This is a genomic window from Cupriavidus necator A5-1 (genome assembly GCF_000744095.1).
Classification (GTDB): Bacteria; Pseudomonadota; Gammaproteobacteria; order Burkholderiales; family Burkholderiaceae; genus Cupriavidus; species Cupriavidus necator_A.
On record NZ_JQLI01000001.1, the window covers coordinates 4,092,482 to 4,109,115 of the forward strand.

A 16,634-nucleotide genomic window follows, 5' to 3' on the forward strand; every position below is an offset into this window, starting at 1 on the left:
ACAGACGGGGGAGGCAAGGTTGCAGATGAGGAAGGACAAGAACAAGCATTGGGTCATGCAACGGGAAGCGCTGAAGTCAGACGGACGGGCTCGATGGGCAGGGTCGCTCATCGCCCTGGCGGCACTGGGCACGTTCGCCGGCGTGGCCTCGGCACAATCGAGCGTCACCCTCTACGGCGTGGCTGACGTGGCCATCGAGTACGTCAATCATGTCGGCGTGGTGCCGTCCGCCGCCAACGGATTCAATCCGGGGCCGGGCAACCGGGTCTACCGCATGGACTCCGGCGGCCTGGCAGGTTCCCGCTGGGGTCTGCGCGGCGTGGAGGACCTGGGCAGCGGCACCAAGGCAATCTTCGTGCTGGAATCGGGCTTCAACCTGGATACCGGCACGCTGCAGCAAGGTGGCCGCATCTTCGGCCGTAATGCGTATGTTGGGCTGCAGAGCGATCGCTACGGGCAGATCACCTTTGGTCGCCAGTACACGTCGCTGTTCGATGTGATGGCAAATTTCGTCCCGGCTGCCTACGGAACGCTGTATGAGCCGTCGGCAGTGCTGCTCGGCCCGAACTTCCGCGAAGACAACACCGCGAAGTACAAGGGTGTCTTTGGTCCGCTGAGCGCCTCGGCGCACTGGTCTTTCGGTGCCGGACTGTCCTTGCCGCAAACGGCACCCGGGGGCGTTGCATCGGGTGGAAGTGGCGAGGTACCCGGGCAGTTCCGTCGGGACACCGCCTACGGCGCAGGACTGAGCTACAACGGCGGGCCGTTCGGTGTGGCCGCTGGCTACGATCAGCTGAATCCGACCATTGGCACCGGCACCGGCACCTTCAAGAGTGCTGCCGTGGCGGCCAGCTACACGTTCGGCACCACCGCCAAGATCATGGCCGGCTACCGCTGGAACATGAACAAGGATCAGAGAGATGTCCTGATCAAGCGGGATGACTTCTACTGGATCGGCGCCAGCTACAAGGTCATTCCCGCGTTGGACCTCACGGTCGAGTACAACTACGACAACATCAAGAACCTGTTCGGCAGTACGTCCGTTGCCAACCCCTGGCAGGTTGCGTTCATTGCCACCTACGGCTTCTCGAAGCGCACTGACGTTTACCTGACCACGGCGTTTTCCAAGAACGCTGGCCTGACGCTCGATTCGGCGGCGAATGGCTATGCCAGCAGCCTCGCGCTTGGCAACAGCTATGCCCTGGGCAGGGGCGAGAGCACCATGCTGGGTGCCGCGATTGGCGTTCGGCACAAGTTCTGATGGGCAGATGGTCTGCAAGACGCGCATGTCGCTGAGTCAGCCGTGCGCGGTCTAGCCAACCGCTCATGCTGACCTGGCGTTGCGCTTCATTAGCAGAGGTTGTCTCCGCCTGAATGCCGACCATCCGCTAAGCGACATTTTCCACGGCATTCCGGGCTTCAGAGGATCCACGGGCATAGGCCTGTGGATCCTCTTTTTGATTTGGTGCAGGCGTAGTCCATTCCAAATTCGGACCCGCGCATCCGGCCATGGCATGCGTGCAGGCCGACCGTCTGGTCTTCGACAACGCGCCATGAACCACGCCCTGCCGCGCTCCGAGGCCTCGGTCGCCATCTCGGTCTGGCTCTGGATCGCATCGCCGCGCAAGTCCCTGCGCATATCGATATGGCCTTTCCTTCGTTCCCCCGCCGGCCCCCGTTCCCTATCCTGAGCCCCTACGCATCCGTCAGAGAGGGAATCACTCATGAACGCACCGTTGGACTTCGATGCCCGGCACGCGCTGCGTGCCGCGCTGGAACAGGTGCCGGCGCTGGCGCAGAAGATCGGCGTCGACGCCGCCGCGCGCGAGGCGCGGCGTGTGCTGCCCCATGAGGGCTTCACGCTGTTCCGCAAGTCCGGCCTCGGGCTGCTTCGGCTGCCGGTGGAATGGGGCGGACTGAGCGCATCGCTGGTCGACCTGTTCGAGGTCATCGCCACCATCGCGGCCGAGGAATCGAATGTCGCGCATGCGCTGCGCATCCACTTCGACCAGACCGAATCGCTGCGCCTGGCGCCGCGCTCGGCGTTCAACGACCTGCAGGTACGGCGCATCGTCGAGGGCGCGGTCTTCGGTGGTGCATCGACCGAGCGCGGCACGTCGCGCCCAGGGGAAATCACCACCGCGCTGCGCCGCGACGGCGACCACTATCGCCTGAGCGGCAAGAAGTACTACGCCACCGGCACCGCCTTTGCCGACTACGCGCGCATCAACGTGCGCGACGCCGATGGCGCCGACGTCTTCATCATCATCCCGACCGACCGTCCCGGCTTCAGCGTGGTCGACGACTGGGACGGCATGGGGCAACGGATGACGGCCAGCGGCAGCCTGGTGTTCGATGACGTGCAGGTGTTCGCCGACGAAGTGGCGCGGCGCGGCAACAGCACGCTGGTCGGGCGCCATTGCGGCGCGCTGCGCCAGCTGCACCTGGTCGCAGTGGCCGCGGGCATCGTGCGCAATGCCTCGGCCGATGCCCGGCGCTATGTGCTCGAACATGGCCGCCCCGTGCTGCACAGCCCGGCGCCTACTGCGCGCGAGGACCATTTCATCCAGCAGGTGATCGGCGACCTGTCCGCGCACAGCCATGCCATCGACGCGCTGGTGCGCGAGAACGCGCGCGTGCTGGACCGTTCGGCCGATGCGCTGCTGGCGCGCGCGGACGACGCCGAGGCACTGGTGCTGCAAGGCGCGCTGGCCACGGCGCAGACGCAACTGGTGGTCAGCAAGCTGGCGTTGCACGTGGCGGAGCGCTTGTTCGAAGCCGGCGGCGCATCGGCGACTGCACGGCGGCACAACTTCGACCGTCACTGGCGGAACCTGCGCACGATCTTCAGCCACAACCCGCTGCTGCACAAGGCGCGGGTGGTGGGCGCGTACCACCTCAACGGCGACACCACGCACCTGGCCGAAGGCCGCGTGTTCTGAGGGCGGCGCCCCGGAGAGTCCCAATGACAGCAAGCAACCCGCGGCGACAGCTGCACCTCAATATCAACGCGCTCCATGCCGGCTTCGTGCCGTCGGCGTGGCGGCTGCCCGCCAGCGATCCGCGCGCGTTCTTCGACGTCGGCCACTACGTGCGCGTGGCGCGCATCGCCGAAGCGGGCAAGTTCGACGCGATCTTCCTGGCGGACAATGCCTCGATCGCCGACCAGATCCACTTCCGGCCGATCACGGCGCTGGAACCGACCCTGCTGCTGGCCACCGTCGCGGCGGCCACCACGCATATCGGCCTGGTGGCGACGGCATCGACCAGCTACAACGAGCCCTACAACATCGCCCGCCGGTTCGCTACGCTCGACCATGTCAGCGGCGGCCGTGCCGGCTGGAACGTGGTGACCACGGCCGATGCCGGCTCGGCGCGCAACTTCGGCCGCGCCGCGCCGCCCGAGCACGGCCAGCGCTATGCGCGCGCCGACGAGTTCACCCGCATCGTCAAGGCGCTGTGGGACAGCTGGGAAGACGACGCCTTTGTCGGCGACAAGAACAGCGGCCGCTTTGTCGATACCGGCAAGCTGCAGCCGATTGCCCACCACGGCACCTTCTTCGACGTGCAGGGTCCGCTGAACCTGCCACGTTCGCCGCAAGGCCGTCCTGTCGTGTTCCAGGCCGGCGGCTCCGCCGATGGCCGCGAGCTGGCAGCGCTGCATGCCGAAGCGGTGTTCTCCGCCTCGCAGTCGCTCGAAGAGTCGCTCGCCTACAAGCGGGAGATCAACGCGCGCGCCGAAGCCCTCGGGCGCGGACCCGACGCGGTGAAGGTGCTGCCGGGCCTGACCACGATCATCGGCGCCACCGAGGCGCAGGCGCGGCAACGCCGCGACGAGCTGGTCGACCTGATTCCGTGGGACTACAGCCTCACGCGCGTGGCGGGAACGCTTGGCATCCCGGCGGAGCGTCTCAGCCTGGACGCGCCGCTGCCGGACAACCTGCCGCTGCCCGCCAACGGCAACCATACGTTCTTTCGCGCCACCGTGGCGCTGGCGCAGCGCCAGAACCTGACGGTGCGTGCGCTGATCCGCGAGCTCGCCGGCGGCGGCGGGCATCGCGTGATCGTCGGGACGCCGGAGCAGATCGCCGACGACATCGAACACTGGTTCCGCCACGGCGCCGCCGACGGCTTCAACCTGATGCCCGATGTGCTGCCGGATGGCCTGCAGGACTTTGTCGACGGCGTGGTGCCGATCCTGCAGCGGCGCGGCATCTTCCGTACGGAGTACGAGAGCACCACGCTGCGCGCGCATCTGGGCCTGGAAAGACCGGCAGGACGCGTGCTGGCCCAAGCTGCGGCGTAAGCGGAAGTCCGCATTTGCTATCGCGGATTCCTTCGTGGACCGGGCGCGGCGCGCTTCGTAGACTGGTGCTTCATTAACTCGTCCCAGCCTGCCATGAAACGACGCCACGTCCTTGCTTCGATTGCCCTCGCGCTCACCGCCCTTTCCATGGGCAATGCCCACGCGCAACGCAGCGACCGCCCGCTCAAGGTCGGGGTGCGCGGCGGCGTCGACGAAGAGATCTGGGAGGTCGTCACGCGCGTCGCCGACAAGCAGGGCCTGAGGGTCCAGACCATTGTCATCACCGGCACCGCCAGCCCGAACGAGGCACTCAACAACGGCGACCTCGACGCCAATTCGTTTCAGCACATCCCCTTCCTGCGCGACCAGATCCGGCAGCGGGGATACAAGATCGTTAACGTCGGCGACACGCTGATCTCGCCGATCGCGTTCTACTCGCGCAAAGTCAAGTCGCTGGAAGCGCTGCCCAACGGCGCGAAGATCGGCATCCCCAATGACCCGAGCAACCAGACCCGCGCCCTCGTGATCCTGCGCGACCATGGGCTGGTCAAGCTCAGAGACGGCTTCGACCCCTTTACCGGCACCGCCTCGCTGTCGGATATCACGGCCAACCCGAAGAAGCTCGAGTTTGTCGAAAGCGCCTCGGTGGTGCTGCCGCGCGCGCTGCCCGATGTCGACGCGGCCGCGATCGTCAATACCTTTGCCTACCAGGCCGGCCTGATCGCCACACGCGACGGCATCGCCGTGGAGAAGAAGGAACACAACCCCTATGTGAACGTGATTGCCGTGCGCGAGAAGGACAGGAACGCAGCGTGGGTGGCGCCGCTGGTCAAGGCCTACCAGTCCGACGAAGTGCGCAAGTTCATCCAGACCCGGTACCAGGGATCGGTGATCCCTGCCTTCTGACGAGCCAGGCATGCACACCGGCCTGCCCTTGCGGGAACCCGACCCGCATATCGTCTTCACCGGGATCGGCAAGACCTACGACGGCGCGAGCGCGCCCGCGCTGGCCGAGATCTCCTTCACCATCGGACGCGGCGAGCGCTTCGGCATCATCGGCCGCAGCGGTGCCGGCAAGTCGACGCTGCTGCGCACGATCAATATGCTGGAGCGGCCCGACACCGGCGAGGTCCGCATCGACGGCGCCGATATCGGCAAGCTCGACGAAGCCGGCCTGGTCGCGCTGCGCCGCCGCATCGGCATGATCTTCCAGCATTTCAACCTGCTGTCGGCCAAGACCGTGTTCGAGAACGTGGCGCTGCCGCTGCGCGTCGCCGGTGTGCCGCGGCAGGAGATCACCACGCGCGTCACCGGGCTGCTCGACCTGGTCGGCCTGGCCGCCAAGGCGCAGGCGTACCCGGCGATGCTGTCGGGCGGCCAGAAGCAGCGCGTCGGCATCGCCCGCGCGCTGGTGCACCGGCCCGAGATCCTGCTATGTGACGAAGCGACCTCTGCCCTTGACCCCGAGACCACCGAACAGATCCTGGCGCTGCTGCGCGATATCAACCGGCAGCTCGGGCTGACCGTGGTGCTGATCACGCACGACATGGCGGTGATCCGCGAGGCGTGCGAGCGCGTGCTGGTACTCGATCACGGCCGCGTCATCGAGCATGGCCCGGTCTGGCAAGTCTTTGCCCGTCCGCAAGCCGAAGCGACCATCGCACTGCTGCGGCCGCTGCGGCAGCGCCTGCCGGACGCACCGGAGAACCCCGCACAGGAGATTCCAAACCGTGTTGCTGCCATTGGCTGACAAGTACCTCAAGGCACTCGGCGAAACGCTGCTGATGACGGCCAGCGCCTGCGCCGTGGTGTTCGTCGCCGGCATGGCGCTGGCCATCGTACTGACGGTGACCGCGCCCGGCGGCCTGGCGCCGCGTCCGCGCCTGCATCGCACGCTGTCGGTGCTGGTGAACATGTTCCGCTCGATCCCGTTCATCATCCTGCTGGTGGCGATGCTGCCGGTCACGCGCATGATCGTCGGCACCACTATGGGCACCTGGGCGGCGGTCGTGCCGCTGAGCGCCCACCTGATCCCGTTCTTCGCGCGCATCTCGCAGGTGGCGCTCAACGAGATCGACGCCGGGCTGATCGAAGCGGCGCGGGCGATGGGGTGCCGGCGCTGGCATATCGTGCGCCATGTGCAGCTGCCGGAAGCCATGCCGGCGCTCATCGGCGGCGCCACGGTGACAGTGATCGCAATGATCGGCTCGTCGGCGATGGCCGGCGCGGTCGGTGCCGGCGGCCTGGGCGACCTGGCGATCCGCTACGGCTACGAGCGCTACGAAACGGCGGTGATGTTCAACGTGATCGTCATCCTGGTGGCGCTGGTCACGCTGGTGCAGTTTGCCGGCGAGCGGCTGGCGCGCCGCTTCGACCACCGGCACTGACTGCTCAGGACGCGCCCGCCAGCGACGGCAGTCCCTCGCACACCGGCAGGCGGAACATAAACTCGCTGCCGCCGCCGCGCCGGGCCCGGACCTGCAGCGTGCCGCCATGCGCCTCGATAATGGAACGGCAGATGGCGAGGCCCATACCCATGCCGTCTTCCTTGGTCGTGAAGAACGGCTCGAACACCTGGCCCAGCACCTCGTCCGGAATGCCCGCGCCCCGGTCCTGCACGCTGACGACGACGGAGTCCTGCTCCCGGTACGAGGTCACGACCAGTTCGCGCTGCTCGGCCGGCGTTTGCGCCATCGCATCGAGCGCATTGGTGACCAGGTTCAGCACCACCTGCTGCAGCTGGACGCGATCGGCTTCCACCATGGCCGATCCCGCCGCCAGGCGCGTGACGACCTTGACGTTGTGCTCGTCGGTATCCACGCGCACCATGCCCAGCACTTCGCGCAGCACATCGTCGGGCTGCAGCGGCGTGAGCACCGCGGGGGCCTGCTTGGCCAGCGCGCGCAGCGCGCGGATGATCCCGGCGGCGCGCATGGCGTCCTGCTTGATATCGGTGAACCCCTCCAGCGCCTCGGCGATCTCTGGCCTGGGCCGGTTCAGCCAGCGCAGGCTGGCGTCCACGCTGGCCACGATGGCCGTCAACGGCTGGTTCACTTCATGGGCGATCGACGCCGCCAGGCTGCCCATCACGGTCAGATGCGAGGTGCGGGCCAGTTCCGAGCGCGCCGTGCGCAGGTTCATCTCTGCGGCGACGCGGCGGTTGTTCTCGTCGATCAGTTGCTCGTACAGGCGTGCCGTCTCCAGCGAGATCGCGACCTGCGGTGCCAGCACTTCCAGCTCAGCGATCCGGGTGGCATCGAAGACGCCCGGGGCCAGGTTGTTCTCCAGGTAGAACACGCCGATCAGGCTGCCGCCCCGCAGCAGCGGCAGGCACAGCACCGAGCGCAAGCCGTTGGGGATGGCGCCCTTGGTGCGGATCGACGGCGCGTCGACCATGGCGTCGTCCAGCGCCAGCGTCTGCCGGGTTCGCAGCACGCTGTTGAGCACCGCCAGCGGCAAGGCCTGCTCGGTCGGCACCGCCGCGCCGAGCGCAACCGCCACGTTGCCATCGACCACGCGGCCGGAGGCTTCGATCATCGGCTGCTCGCCGCGCATCAGCAGCAACAGGCCGTACTGCGCGCCGGCATGGATCACGACATGGGTCATCAGGGTTTCGATCAGCCGGTCCATGACGATCTCCGTGGACATCGCCCTGGCAGCCTTCATGCCCAGTTCCCAGCGCGCCGCGGTGCGCTTGCTGTCGGCGACATCGGCGGCGGTCTCGCCGGGCCCTGCCTCGTCCAGTTGCGGATAGCCCATGGTCAGCAGCATGGCCTTGTGATCCGCGCCCCAGCGGCGATAGCCGGCGCGGGCCGCGCGCAGATGCTGCGCCGCCGCCGTCGGCAGGCCGCTGGCTTCGCACAGCATGCCGGCAAGCTCGTGCGCCAGCGCCTGCTCGTGGACGAATCCCGCGGCGGCGGCGGCGATGGCCGACTGCTCATAGCATGCCAGCGCCTGCAGCGCATCGCCGCGCAGGCGCGCTATCTCCGCGTCGACCAGCAGCAGCTTGCCGTGGAAGGTCAGCGGGTTCAGTGCAGCCCATCGCGCGAAGCAATCACGATGCGCTGCCAGGGCATCCATGACCTGATCGCGATCGGATGAAGCCGCGGCCGAGCGCGCCAGCCCGATGGCAAGGTACAGCCGGCAATCGGACACGTTGAAATGGGCCGGCGCCGACCAGATCAGTGCCTTGGCTTGCGTCAGGCTGCGCACTGCGTTGTCCCATTCCTGCCGGAACACCGACGCCATGCCGTCATAGAGCCAGATCCAGAACCTGGTCGGCAGCGAGATGCTGCGCGCGACCCGCTGTGCCATGGTCATCTGGCGACTGGCCTCGCCATGTAGCGCGGCCTCGTCGCCAACGCGCAGCCGATGCAGGAAATGATGCTGCGAATACAGGATCAGCTCGATATCCCGGTACTGGACCAGCCGCGTCAGCACCAGGCCGCGGCCGATCTCTTCCTCCACCAGCCGCAGGTGCTCGCCCATGGCGAGCAGGTCGGAGGCGATATGGTTGCAGGCATAGCAGGCCATGCCGATATCGCCCGAGGCCCGGCCCAGCGTGACCGCGCGCTGCGCATGGCCCAGCGCGTAGGACAGCGGCCGGGTCCAGGCGCTCACCTGGTCGACCGCCACCAGCGTGGCGATGCGCTCGGCCTCGTAGCCATGGCGGTCGATCAGGTCCATCGCCGCCTGTCCCCAGGCGAGCCCGTCCTCGTATTCCTCGTACAGGCTGGCGATGAAGACGCCGAACCAGGACAGGCCATACGGCGATTCAGGCGTGGCGCCGTGCTCCAGCGTCAGCTCCACCATCTTGGCCACGTGCAGGAAGCTGATGCCGTCACGCACGAACAGCGAGGAGATCAGCGTGGACAGCAGGCCCATGACGGTCTGGGTGCGACTGTCGTCTGTCGCCGGCAACATGCCCAGGCTGTCGATCGTCCGTGTGCCCAGCGCCGTCCGGACCGCGTCATAGGCCTCGCGCATGCGCGCCGGCGTTGGGCCCCGCTCCAGGTGGATACCGAGCAGCGCCAGGCCGGACAGCGCGGCGTTGATCGCGCCCTCGTAGTCCGAGCGCACGGTCTGCAGGCTGGCCTTCAGGCGATGCACGGCGGCCTTGTCCGGCGCCGGCATGTCGCGCGTGAGCAGCGCATCGATCTGGCGCGATGCATGCTCAAGCTTGGCCTGTGCCAGCAGGCATTCGCAGTGCAGCAGGCTGGCGGCGTAGGCGAGCGCGTAGTGTGTCGACCACCACGACGGCTGCATCAGCGCGAAGGCCGTGTCCGTGTAGCGCGTGGCCTGCGCGAACGCCGCGCTGCGCTTGGCGCGCTTGCCGGCCAGCAGCAGCACCGGCACGAAGGTGACGCGCTCCGCTTCCGACAAGGCGTGGCCGGCCGCGCGCTCGATCTGGTTGCAGATCTCGAAGGCATACCCGGCGAGCTGGTCCTGCCAGTGCTCGATCATGATGCCGGCGATGCGGGCATGCGCGGCCGGGCGGTCCTGTGGATCGGTCATGGCATACGCGGATTCCAGCACACGGTCATGCTGGAAGGCGTAGCCGTCCGCCACGCGCACCACCAGCCCCGCGTCCATGAACGGGCGCAGCCGCTCGCTGACCTGCAGCGGGCTGAGCTGCGCCACGCACGCCAGCAGGCCTTCCTCGCAACGCATGCCCACGCACGCCAGTTGCTGCAGCAGCGCCGTGCCCGCGCCGGGCAGCCTGGCGAAGCGCCGCGTCATCAGGTCGACCACGCTGTCGGTATACCGGTGCTGCGCCGCGTCGGCCTCGCTCCATTCCCAGCCGGCGCCATCATCGCCGCGGTCGCCGCGGTCGCCGCGGTCGGTGCGGTCGGTGCGGTCGGTGCGGTCGGTGCGGTAAGTCAGCACGCCATCGTCGACCAGTGCGCGCAACAGCTGGTACGAGAAGAACGGGTTGCCCGCGGTCTTGGCATGCACGGCGTGCGCCAGCGCCTCCACGCGCGCTGGCAGCTCGTTGAGGGCCGCCGCCACCAGTTCGGTCAGGTCCGGCTCGGCCAGCGGCCTGACGGCGATGCGCGTGACCGGCAGCGCGCCGGAGCGGTTGGCATGCAGCAGCCAGGAGAAGCGCTGCTCGACGTCATGGCCGTGATCGCGATAGGCGGCGATCAGCAGCAAATTGGCCGGCCGTTGCGCGGTGAAGGCCTCGAGCAGGGCGATGGTCGACGCATCCGCCCATTGCAGGTCGTCGGCGAACAGCACCAGCGGCGCGCCCTTGTCGGCGAAGGCAGAGAACGTGGCCAGGATGGCGGTCTCCGCGCGGGCCTGCGCCTGCTGCGCCGGCACGTCAGACAGCGGCGCGGTGCGGCCCAGTACGTGCCCGGCCTCGGGCACCAGTTCGGCGATGGCGCTGCCCTGCCCCGCCAGCGCGCCGAGCCAGCGCTCCCTCAGCGACGCCAGCGCGGCGTCCGGCGCACCCAGCAGGGACAGCATCAGCGCGCGGATCATCTGCACGACCGGCGCGTAGGGAATATCGAGCTGCAGCTGGTCGCTCTTGCCGTTGGCGAAGCGCACGCCCTGCTGTCCCGCCTGGCACGACAGCCAGGCCGCCAGCGCGGACTTGCCGGTGCCGGCGGCGCCGGCGATCAGCACAAGTTCCGACTTGCCGCTCTGGCTGACGCGCGCCAGCGCATCGGCGAGCAGCGCGGTTTCGCGCTCGCGGCCGAAGAGCTCGCCTGACACGTTCAGCGTGGAGGTCGCCCCCGCCATATCGAGTGCGAACGGCGTGATCTCGCCGTGTTCGCGCCAGTCCGCCTGGCAACGCAGCAGGTCGGCCAGCAGCAAGGTGGCGCCGGCGTAGCGGTCCGCCGGGTCCTTGGCCATCAGCCTGAGCACGAGCGCACCCAGCACGGGCGGAATATCTGGCTGGCGTGCCTGCGGCGGCACCGGCTCGATGGCGAGATGGGCGTGCTGCCAGGCCGTGGGCGAGTCGGCCAGGAACGGCAGCGCGCCGGTCAGCATCTGGTAGAAAGTGACGCCGAGCGAATAGAGGTCCGACCTCGCGCTGGTGCGCGCCTGGTCGTGGCGGGCGACTTCGGGCGAGAGATACGGCAGTGCAGCCGGACCGGGATGCGGGACGACGGGCGGCATCACGTCCAGCGCCGTGGCATGGTCAAAGCCGGTCAGGCGCACGCCGGCGCTGCCGTCGACCAGCAGGTTGTGCGGCCGGATGTCACCGTGCAGCAGGCCGTGCGCGTGCGCGGCCGCCACGGCACGCGCGCTGCCGATGGCAAGTTCGAGAAAGCGCGCGAAGGGCATGGGTTGCCCGGTCAATGCAGCGCCCAGGGTCGAAGACGCCCCGGCCCCGTACACCACCACCATGCGGTCAGCCGTACGCAGTGTCGCCACCGGCACGGCCGCCCATTCCGGCCGCAGGCGCCCGGCCCAGCGCGCTTCGTCCTGCAACGGCTCGCACGCCGGCAGCGGCGCGCTGCGGGCGAACCAGCGGGCCTGCGTGTGTGGGTCGGGGTGCGGGTCGGACAGTTCGAGAGAGCTGATGCCGTCCGACACATGGAGCACGGTCTGCGCCACCCGCATCAGCCAGGCGTGGTCGAAGGTCAGCTCGGATGCCCGCTGCGGGCTGTTGCCAGACGTCATGTATGCAAGGATGGTCGGAAGGCCCGCGGGCAAGCTCACGCAGATCCCGGCAGGAAACCCGCATCGCCCTGCCGTGCCATTCTAACCGCCGCACCCGGCAACATTCCCCGCTCCCGCGGCCGCCTCATGCCCGCCTGTAAAGCTCAGCCGCCGACCTTGCAAAGGCCGAGCTGCTGCGCCATCAGCACCAGTTCCGCAAAGGTGCGCGCCTTCATCTTGCGCATGGCCTGGCCACGGTGGATCTTCACCGTCACCTCGCTGATGCCGATCTCGGCGGCGATCTGCTTGTTCAGCAGGCCCGCCACCGCCAGGCCCATGACCTCGGCTTCGCGTGGCGTCAGTGCCTGGTAGCAGGCGCGCAGCGCTTCAACCTGGCGCAGGCCCTCGCGGCGCAGGCGGTCTTTCTCCAGCGCCGCCGCCACCGCATCGAGCAGGTCCTGGTCGCGGAACGGCTTGGGCATGAAGTCTTCGGCACCCGCCTTCATTGCCGCGACGGTCATGGCGATATCGCCGTAGCCCGTCATGAAGATGATCGGGACGGGGATGCCCATCCGGCCGAGGCGGGATTGCAGGTCGAGCCCGCTCGGGCCGCGCAGCCTGACGTCGAGCACCAGGCAGCAGGGCGCGTCAGGCAAGGGGAACGCCAGCAGCTCGGCGGCCGAGGCGAACAATGCGACGTTCAGGCCGACCGAGCGAAACAGGTTGCCCAGCGCGCGGCGCAGCGCGGCATCGTCATCCACCACCAGCACCGTCGCGTCATCGCTCGCACTGGCGTCGGCTGGCTCCAGGCTTTGGGATGTCACGGTCAGTTCTCCAGTGCGCTCGAAAGGGAGACGCCGATTATATACGGCAAGTAAGGCACCGCAACGACCGCGAGTTGGGCGCGCAGTGGCGCACTAGCCACTCATACCAACGTGTTAGTCGGATGCTCGCCAGCCACCCGCATTCCCCGCTGCGCTGCGGCCGCCGCGCACCAGGCCGGCACATCCGAGGCGGCGCCGACTAATACGAACATACAACTGGCCGCGGGCGCGCGCGCCGACTAGTCTTCCATTCGGGCTGCGCTGCGGTCCTCCGCGGATCCAGCGATGCCGCTAATGCGCCCCTGCACTCAACCCTGTCCCAAGGAACGACACCATGTCCAATCCGAAGCTCGAAGTCCTCACCCCGCAAAACAGCCAGCTGATCATCATCGACCACCAGCCGCAGATGGCGTTCGGCGTGCAGTCGATGGACCGCCAGGCGATGAAGAACAATGTCGTCGGCCTGGCCAAGGCGGCAAAGATCTTCAATATCCCGACGACCATCACCACCGTCGAGAGCGAGTCGTTCTCGGGCTTCACCTACCCGGAACTGCTCGACGTGTTCCCGGACCAGAAGACGCTGGAGCGCACCTCGATGAACTCGTGGGACGACCAGAAGGTGCGCGACGCGCTCAAGGCCAATGGCCGCAACAAGGTCATCGTCGCCGGCCTGTGGACCGAGGTGTGCAACACCACCTTCGCGCTGTGCGCGATGCTCGAAGGCAACTACGAGATCTACATGGTGGCCGATGCCTCCGGCGGCACCAGCAAGGAAGCGCACGACTACGCGATGCAGCGCATGGTGCAGGCCGGCGCGGTGCCCGTGACCTGGCAGCAGGTGCTGCTCGAATGGCAGCGCGACTGGGCCCACCGCGACACCTATGACGCCGTGATGAAGCTGGTCAAGGAGCATTCCGGCGCCTATGGCATGGGCGTCGACTATGCCTACACCATGGTCCACAAGGCCCCGCAACGCACCGCGACGCCGCACGAGTCGGTCGCGCCGGTGCCGGCCCGCTGATCTCGCTGAGCTTGCCAAGCGAGCGTTCGACATAAGCGAGCGTTCGACAGCGTCGTCCCACTCTCCCTGGAAAGGATATCCCATGAGCTTCGTCACCACCAAAGACGGCACCCGCATCTTCTACAAGGACTGGGGCTCGGGCCGCCCGGTCGTGTTCTCGCACGGCTGGCCGCTCAATGCCGATGCCTGGGATGCGCAGATGCTGTTCCTCGCGCAGCAGGGTTTCCGCGTGATCGCCCATGACCGGCGCGGCCACGGCCGCTCGGACCAGCCCGCGCAGGGCAACGACATGGACACCTACGCCGACGACCTGGCGGCGCTGCTCGATGCGCTCGACCTGAAGGACGCAACACTGGTCGGCCACTCCACCGGCGGCGGCGAAGTCGCGCACTACATCGGCCGCCATGGCACGAAGCGTGTGGCCAAGGCCGTGCTGATCGGCGCCGTGCCGCCGATCATGCTCAAGACCGACGCCAACCCCGGCGGGCTGCCGCGCGATGTGTTCGACGGCATCCGCAAGGGCGTGGCCGACAACCGCTCGCAGTTCTACCAGGATCTGGCGGTGCCGTTCTTCGGCTTCAACCGTCCGGACGCCAAGCTCTCGCAGGGCACCATCGACGCGTTCTGGGCGCAGGGCATGGCCGGCGGCATCGTTGGCCAGTACGCCTGCATCCGGGAGTTCTCGGAGGTGGACTACGCCGAGGACCTGAAGAAGATCGACGTGCCCACGCTGATCCTGCATGGCGATGACGACCAGATCGTGCCGATCGACAACTCGGCGCGTCTGTCCGCCAAGATCGTCAGGCAGGCCACGCTCAAGGTCTACCCGGGCGCCTCGCACGGCATGTGCGTCGTCAATGCCGAACAGGTCAATGCCGACTTGCTGGCCTTCCTGAACGCATAAGCCTTATGTCAGTCACCCGCCGGCAATTCATCGCCTCCGCCGCCGCCATGGGCGCGGCGGCTTCTTCGGAGATCTTCGCCATGCAGGCAAGCACCCCACCCGACCTCATCCTCGTCAACGGCAAGTTCGCCACGCTCGACAAGTCCAATCCGCAGGCGGATGCCGTCGCCATCCGCGACGGACGCTTTGTCGGCGTCGGCACGCGCCAGGACATCATGAAGCTGGCCGGGGCGCAGACGAAGGTCGTCGACCTGAAGGGCCGGCGGGCCATTCCCGGGCTGATCGACAGCCATATGCATATCATCCGTGGCGGCCTGAACTACAACATGGAGCTGCGCTGGGACGGGGTGCGCTCGCTGGCCGATGCGATGCGCATGCTGAAGGACCAGGTCGCGCGTACCCCCGCGCCGCAGTGGGTGCGCGTGGTGGGGGGCTTCACCGAGCACCAGTTCGCCGAGAAGCGCCTGCCTACCGTGGAGGAGCTGAATGCCGTCGCGCCGGACACGCCCGTGTTCATCCTCCACCTGTACGACCGCGCGATCCTCAACGGCGCCGCGTTGCGCGCGGTGGGCTACACCAAGGACACCCCCAACCCGCCCGGCGGCGAGATCCTGCGCGATGCGCGCGGCAACCCGACCGGCCTGCTGCTGGCCAAGCCCAACGCCACCATCCTCTACGCGACGCTGGCGAAGGGCCCGAAGCTGCCGCCCGAATACCAGAAGAACTCCACGCGCCATTTCATGCGCGAGGTCAACCGGCTGGGCGTCACCGGCGTGATCGACGCCGGCGGCGGCTACCAGAACTATCCCGAGGACTACAGCATCATCGAGGAGCTGCACAAGGAAGGGCAGCTCACGGTGCGGCTCGCGTACAACCTCTTTACGCAGAAGCCCAAGGAAGAACTCAGCGACTTCAAGACCTGGACGTCGAAGGTAAAGCCCGGCCAGGGCGATGACCTCTACCGCCACAACGGCGCCGGCGAGATGCTGGTCTACACCGCGGCGGACTTCGAGGACTTCCGCGTCGAGCGTCCCGACATGCCGCCGTCGATGGAGACGGACCTCGAACCCGTGATCCGCCTGCTCGCCGAGAAGCGCTGGCCGTGGCGCCTGCATGCGACTTACGACCAGACCATCACGCGCGCGCTCGACGTCTACGAGAAGGTCGCCAAGGACATTCCGTTCGACGGGCTGAACTGGTTCTTCGACCACGCCGAGACCATCTCCGACCGCAATATCGACCGCATCGCCGCGCTTGGCGGCGGCATCGCGGTGCAGCACCGCATGGCCTACCAGGGCGAGTATTTCGTCGAACGCTATGGCGCGCGCGCCGCCGAAGCGACCCCGCCAGTAAAGAAGATGCTGGAGAAGGGCGTCAAGGTCGGCGCCGGCACCGACGCCACGCGCGTGGCCTCGTACAACCCGTGGGTATCGCTGTACTGGCTGACCACCGGCAAGACCGTGGGCGGCATGCCGATGTACCCGCAGGCCAACCTGCTCGATCGCGAGACCGCGCTGCGGCTGTGGACCGAGGCCAATACCTGGTTCTCGTCGGAAGTCGGCAAGAAGGGCCAGATCAAGGTCGGCCAGCTTGCCGACCTGGCGGTGCTGTCCGCCGACTACTTCAGCGTGCCGGGCGACGAGATCCAGGACATCACCTCGGTGATGACCATTCTCGGCGGCAAGGTGGTCTATGGCGATGGCGACTTCGGCAAGCTGTCTCCCGAGATCACGCCGGCGATGCCGGACTGGTCACCGGTGCGGCACGTCGGCGGCTACCAGCCGCGGCCGCAGGCGCACAAGCTGGCGCTGAACACCGCTTGCGGTTGCGCCAGCTCGTGCGGCGTACACGGCCATGCGCATGCCAAAGCCTGGACCTCCGGCGTGCCGACCTCTGACGAGAGTTCGTTCTGGGGCGCGCTTGGCTGCTCCTGCTGGGCGTTCTGAGCCTCAACCTGATGCGGAGAAC

At 67.7% G+C, this 16,634-nt stretch carries 10 protein-coding genes and 1 pseudogene; 9 read left to right on the forward strand and 2 right to left on the reverse strand.

Annotated features, from left to right (window positions below; all coding sequences use genetic code 11):
• Positions 1–55 precede the first annotated feature (55 nt).
• From K307_RS18220 to K307_RS18245, 6 genes and pseudogenes are all read left to right on the forward strand, one after another.
• Positions 56–1,261, forward strand: a complete 1,206-nt coding sequence (locus tag K307_RS18220) for a porin (RefSeq protein WP_051975073.1) — start codon at positions 56–58, stop codon at positions 1,259–1,261.
• Between the two features lie 463 nt (positions 1,262–1,724).
• A complete protein-coding gene (locus K307_RS18225; protein ID WP_042880172.1) occupies positions 1,725–2,942 on the forward strand; it encodes an acyl-CoA dehydrogenase family protein in 1,218 nt (405 codons plus the stop codon).
• Between the two features lie 23 nt (positions 2,943–2,965).
• Positions 2,966–4,306, forward strand: a complete 1,341-nt coding sequence (locus tag K307_RS18230; RefSeq protein ID WP_042880175.1) for an LLM class flavin-dependent oxidoreductase — start codon at positions 2,966–2,968, stop codon at positions 4,304–4,306.
• A gap of 147 nt (positions 4,307–4,453) precedes the next feature.
• A complete protein-coding gene (locus K307_RS18235) occupies positions 4,454–5,212 on the forward strand; it encodes a MetQ/NlpA family ABC transporter substrate-binding protein (protein WP_419187156.1) in 759 nt (252 codons plus the stop codon).
• A gap of 10 nt (positions 5,213–5,222) precedes the next feature.
• Positions 5,223–5,999 (forward strand): annotated as a pseudogene (locus K307_RS18240) (methionine ABC transporter ATP-binding protein); the annotation flags it as partial.
• A 37-nt stretch (positions 6,000–6,036) separates the two neighbouring features.
• Complete coding sequence (locus K307_RS18245) at positions 6,037–6,693, forward strand: methionine ABC transporter permease (RefSeq protein ID WP_042880181.1); 657 nt, start codon at positions 6,037–6,039, stop codon at positions 6,691–6,693.
• A gap of 4 nt (positions 6,694–6,697) precedes the next feature.
• Here K307_RS18245 and K307_RS18250 read toward each other — a convergent pair whose 3' ends face one another.
• Both K307_RS18250 and K307_RS18255 read right to left on the reverse strand, forming a co-directional pair.
• Complete coding sequence (locus tag K307_RS18250; protein WP_042880183.1) at positions 6,698–11,938, reverse strand: trifunctional serine/threonine-protein kinase/ATP-binding protein/sensor histidine kinase; 5,241 nt, start codon at positions 11,936–11,938, stop codon at positions 6,698–6,700.
• Between the two features lie 143 nt (positions 11,939–12,081).
• On the reverse strand, positions 12,082–12,741 hold the full coding sequence (locus K307_RS18255) for a response regulator transcription factor (protein ID WP_042880185.1): 660 nt from the start codon (positions 12,739–12,741) through the stop codon (positions 12,082–12,084).
• Between the two features lie 334 nt (positions 12,742–13,075).
• Here K307_RS18255 and K307_RS18260 point away from each other — a divergent pair, with 334 nt between their 5' ends.
• From K307_RS18260 to K307_RS18270, 3 genes are all read left to right on the forward strand, one after another.
• Entirely contained in the window at positions 13,076–13,762 is a 687-nt protein-coding gene (locus K307_RS18260; protein WP_042880187.1) for a hydrolase, read from the forward strand.
• 82 nt (positions 13,763–13,844) lie between these two features.
• A complete protein-coding gene (locus K307_RS18265) occupies positions 13,845–14,666 on the forward strand; it encodes an alpha/beta fold hydrolase (RefSeq protein ID WP_042880189.1) in 822 nt (273 codons plus the stop codon).
• Positions 14,667–14,671: 5 nt separating this feature from the next.
• Entirely contained in the window at positions 14,672–16,612 is a 1,941-nt protein-coding gene (locus tag K307_RS18270; RefSeq protein ID WP_042880190.1) for an amidohydrolase, read from the forward strand.
• Positions 16,613–16,634: the final 22 nt, after the last annotated feature.

What these genes read in the sequence shown, in the direction of transcription:
- K307_RS18220 (WP_051975073.1), top strand. Translation starts at nt 56, where the DNA reads ATGCAACGGGAAGCGCTGAAGTCAGACGGACGGGCTCGATGGGCAGGG.
- K307_RS18225 (WP_042880172.1), top strand. Translation starts at nt 1,725, where the DNA reads ATGAACGCACCGTTGGACTTCGATGCCCGGCACGCGCTGCGTGCCGCG.
- K307_RS18230 (WP_042880175.1), top strand. Translation starts at nt 2,966, where the DNA reads ATGACAGCAAGCAACCCGCGGCGACAGCTGCACCTCAATATCAACGCG.
- K307_RS18235 (WP_419187156.1), top strand. Translation starts at nt 4,454, where the DNA reads ATGGGCAATGCCCACGCGCAACGCAGCGACCGCCCGCTCAAGGTCGGG.
- K307_RS18250 (WP_042880183.1), bottom strand. Translation starts at nt 11,938, where the DNA reads ATGACGTCTGGCAACAGCCCGCAGCGGGCATCCGAGCTGACCTTCGAC.
- K307_RS18260 (WP_042880187.1), top strand. Translation starts at nt 13,076, where the DNA reads ATGTCCAATCCGAAGCTCGAAGTCCTCACCCCGCAAAACAGCCAGCTG.
- K307_RS18265 (WP_042880189.1), top strand. Translation starts at nt 13,845, where the DNA reads ATGAGCTTCGTCACCACCAAAGACGGCACCCGCATCTTCTACAAGGAC.
- K307_RS18270 (WP_042880190.1), top strand. Translation starts at nt 14,672, where the DNA reads ATGTCAGTCACCCGCCGGCAATTCATCGCCTCCGCCGCCGCCATGGGC.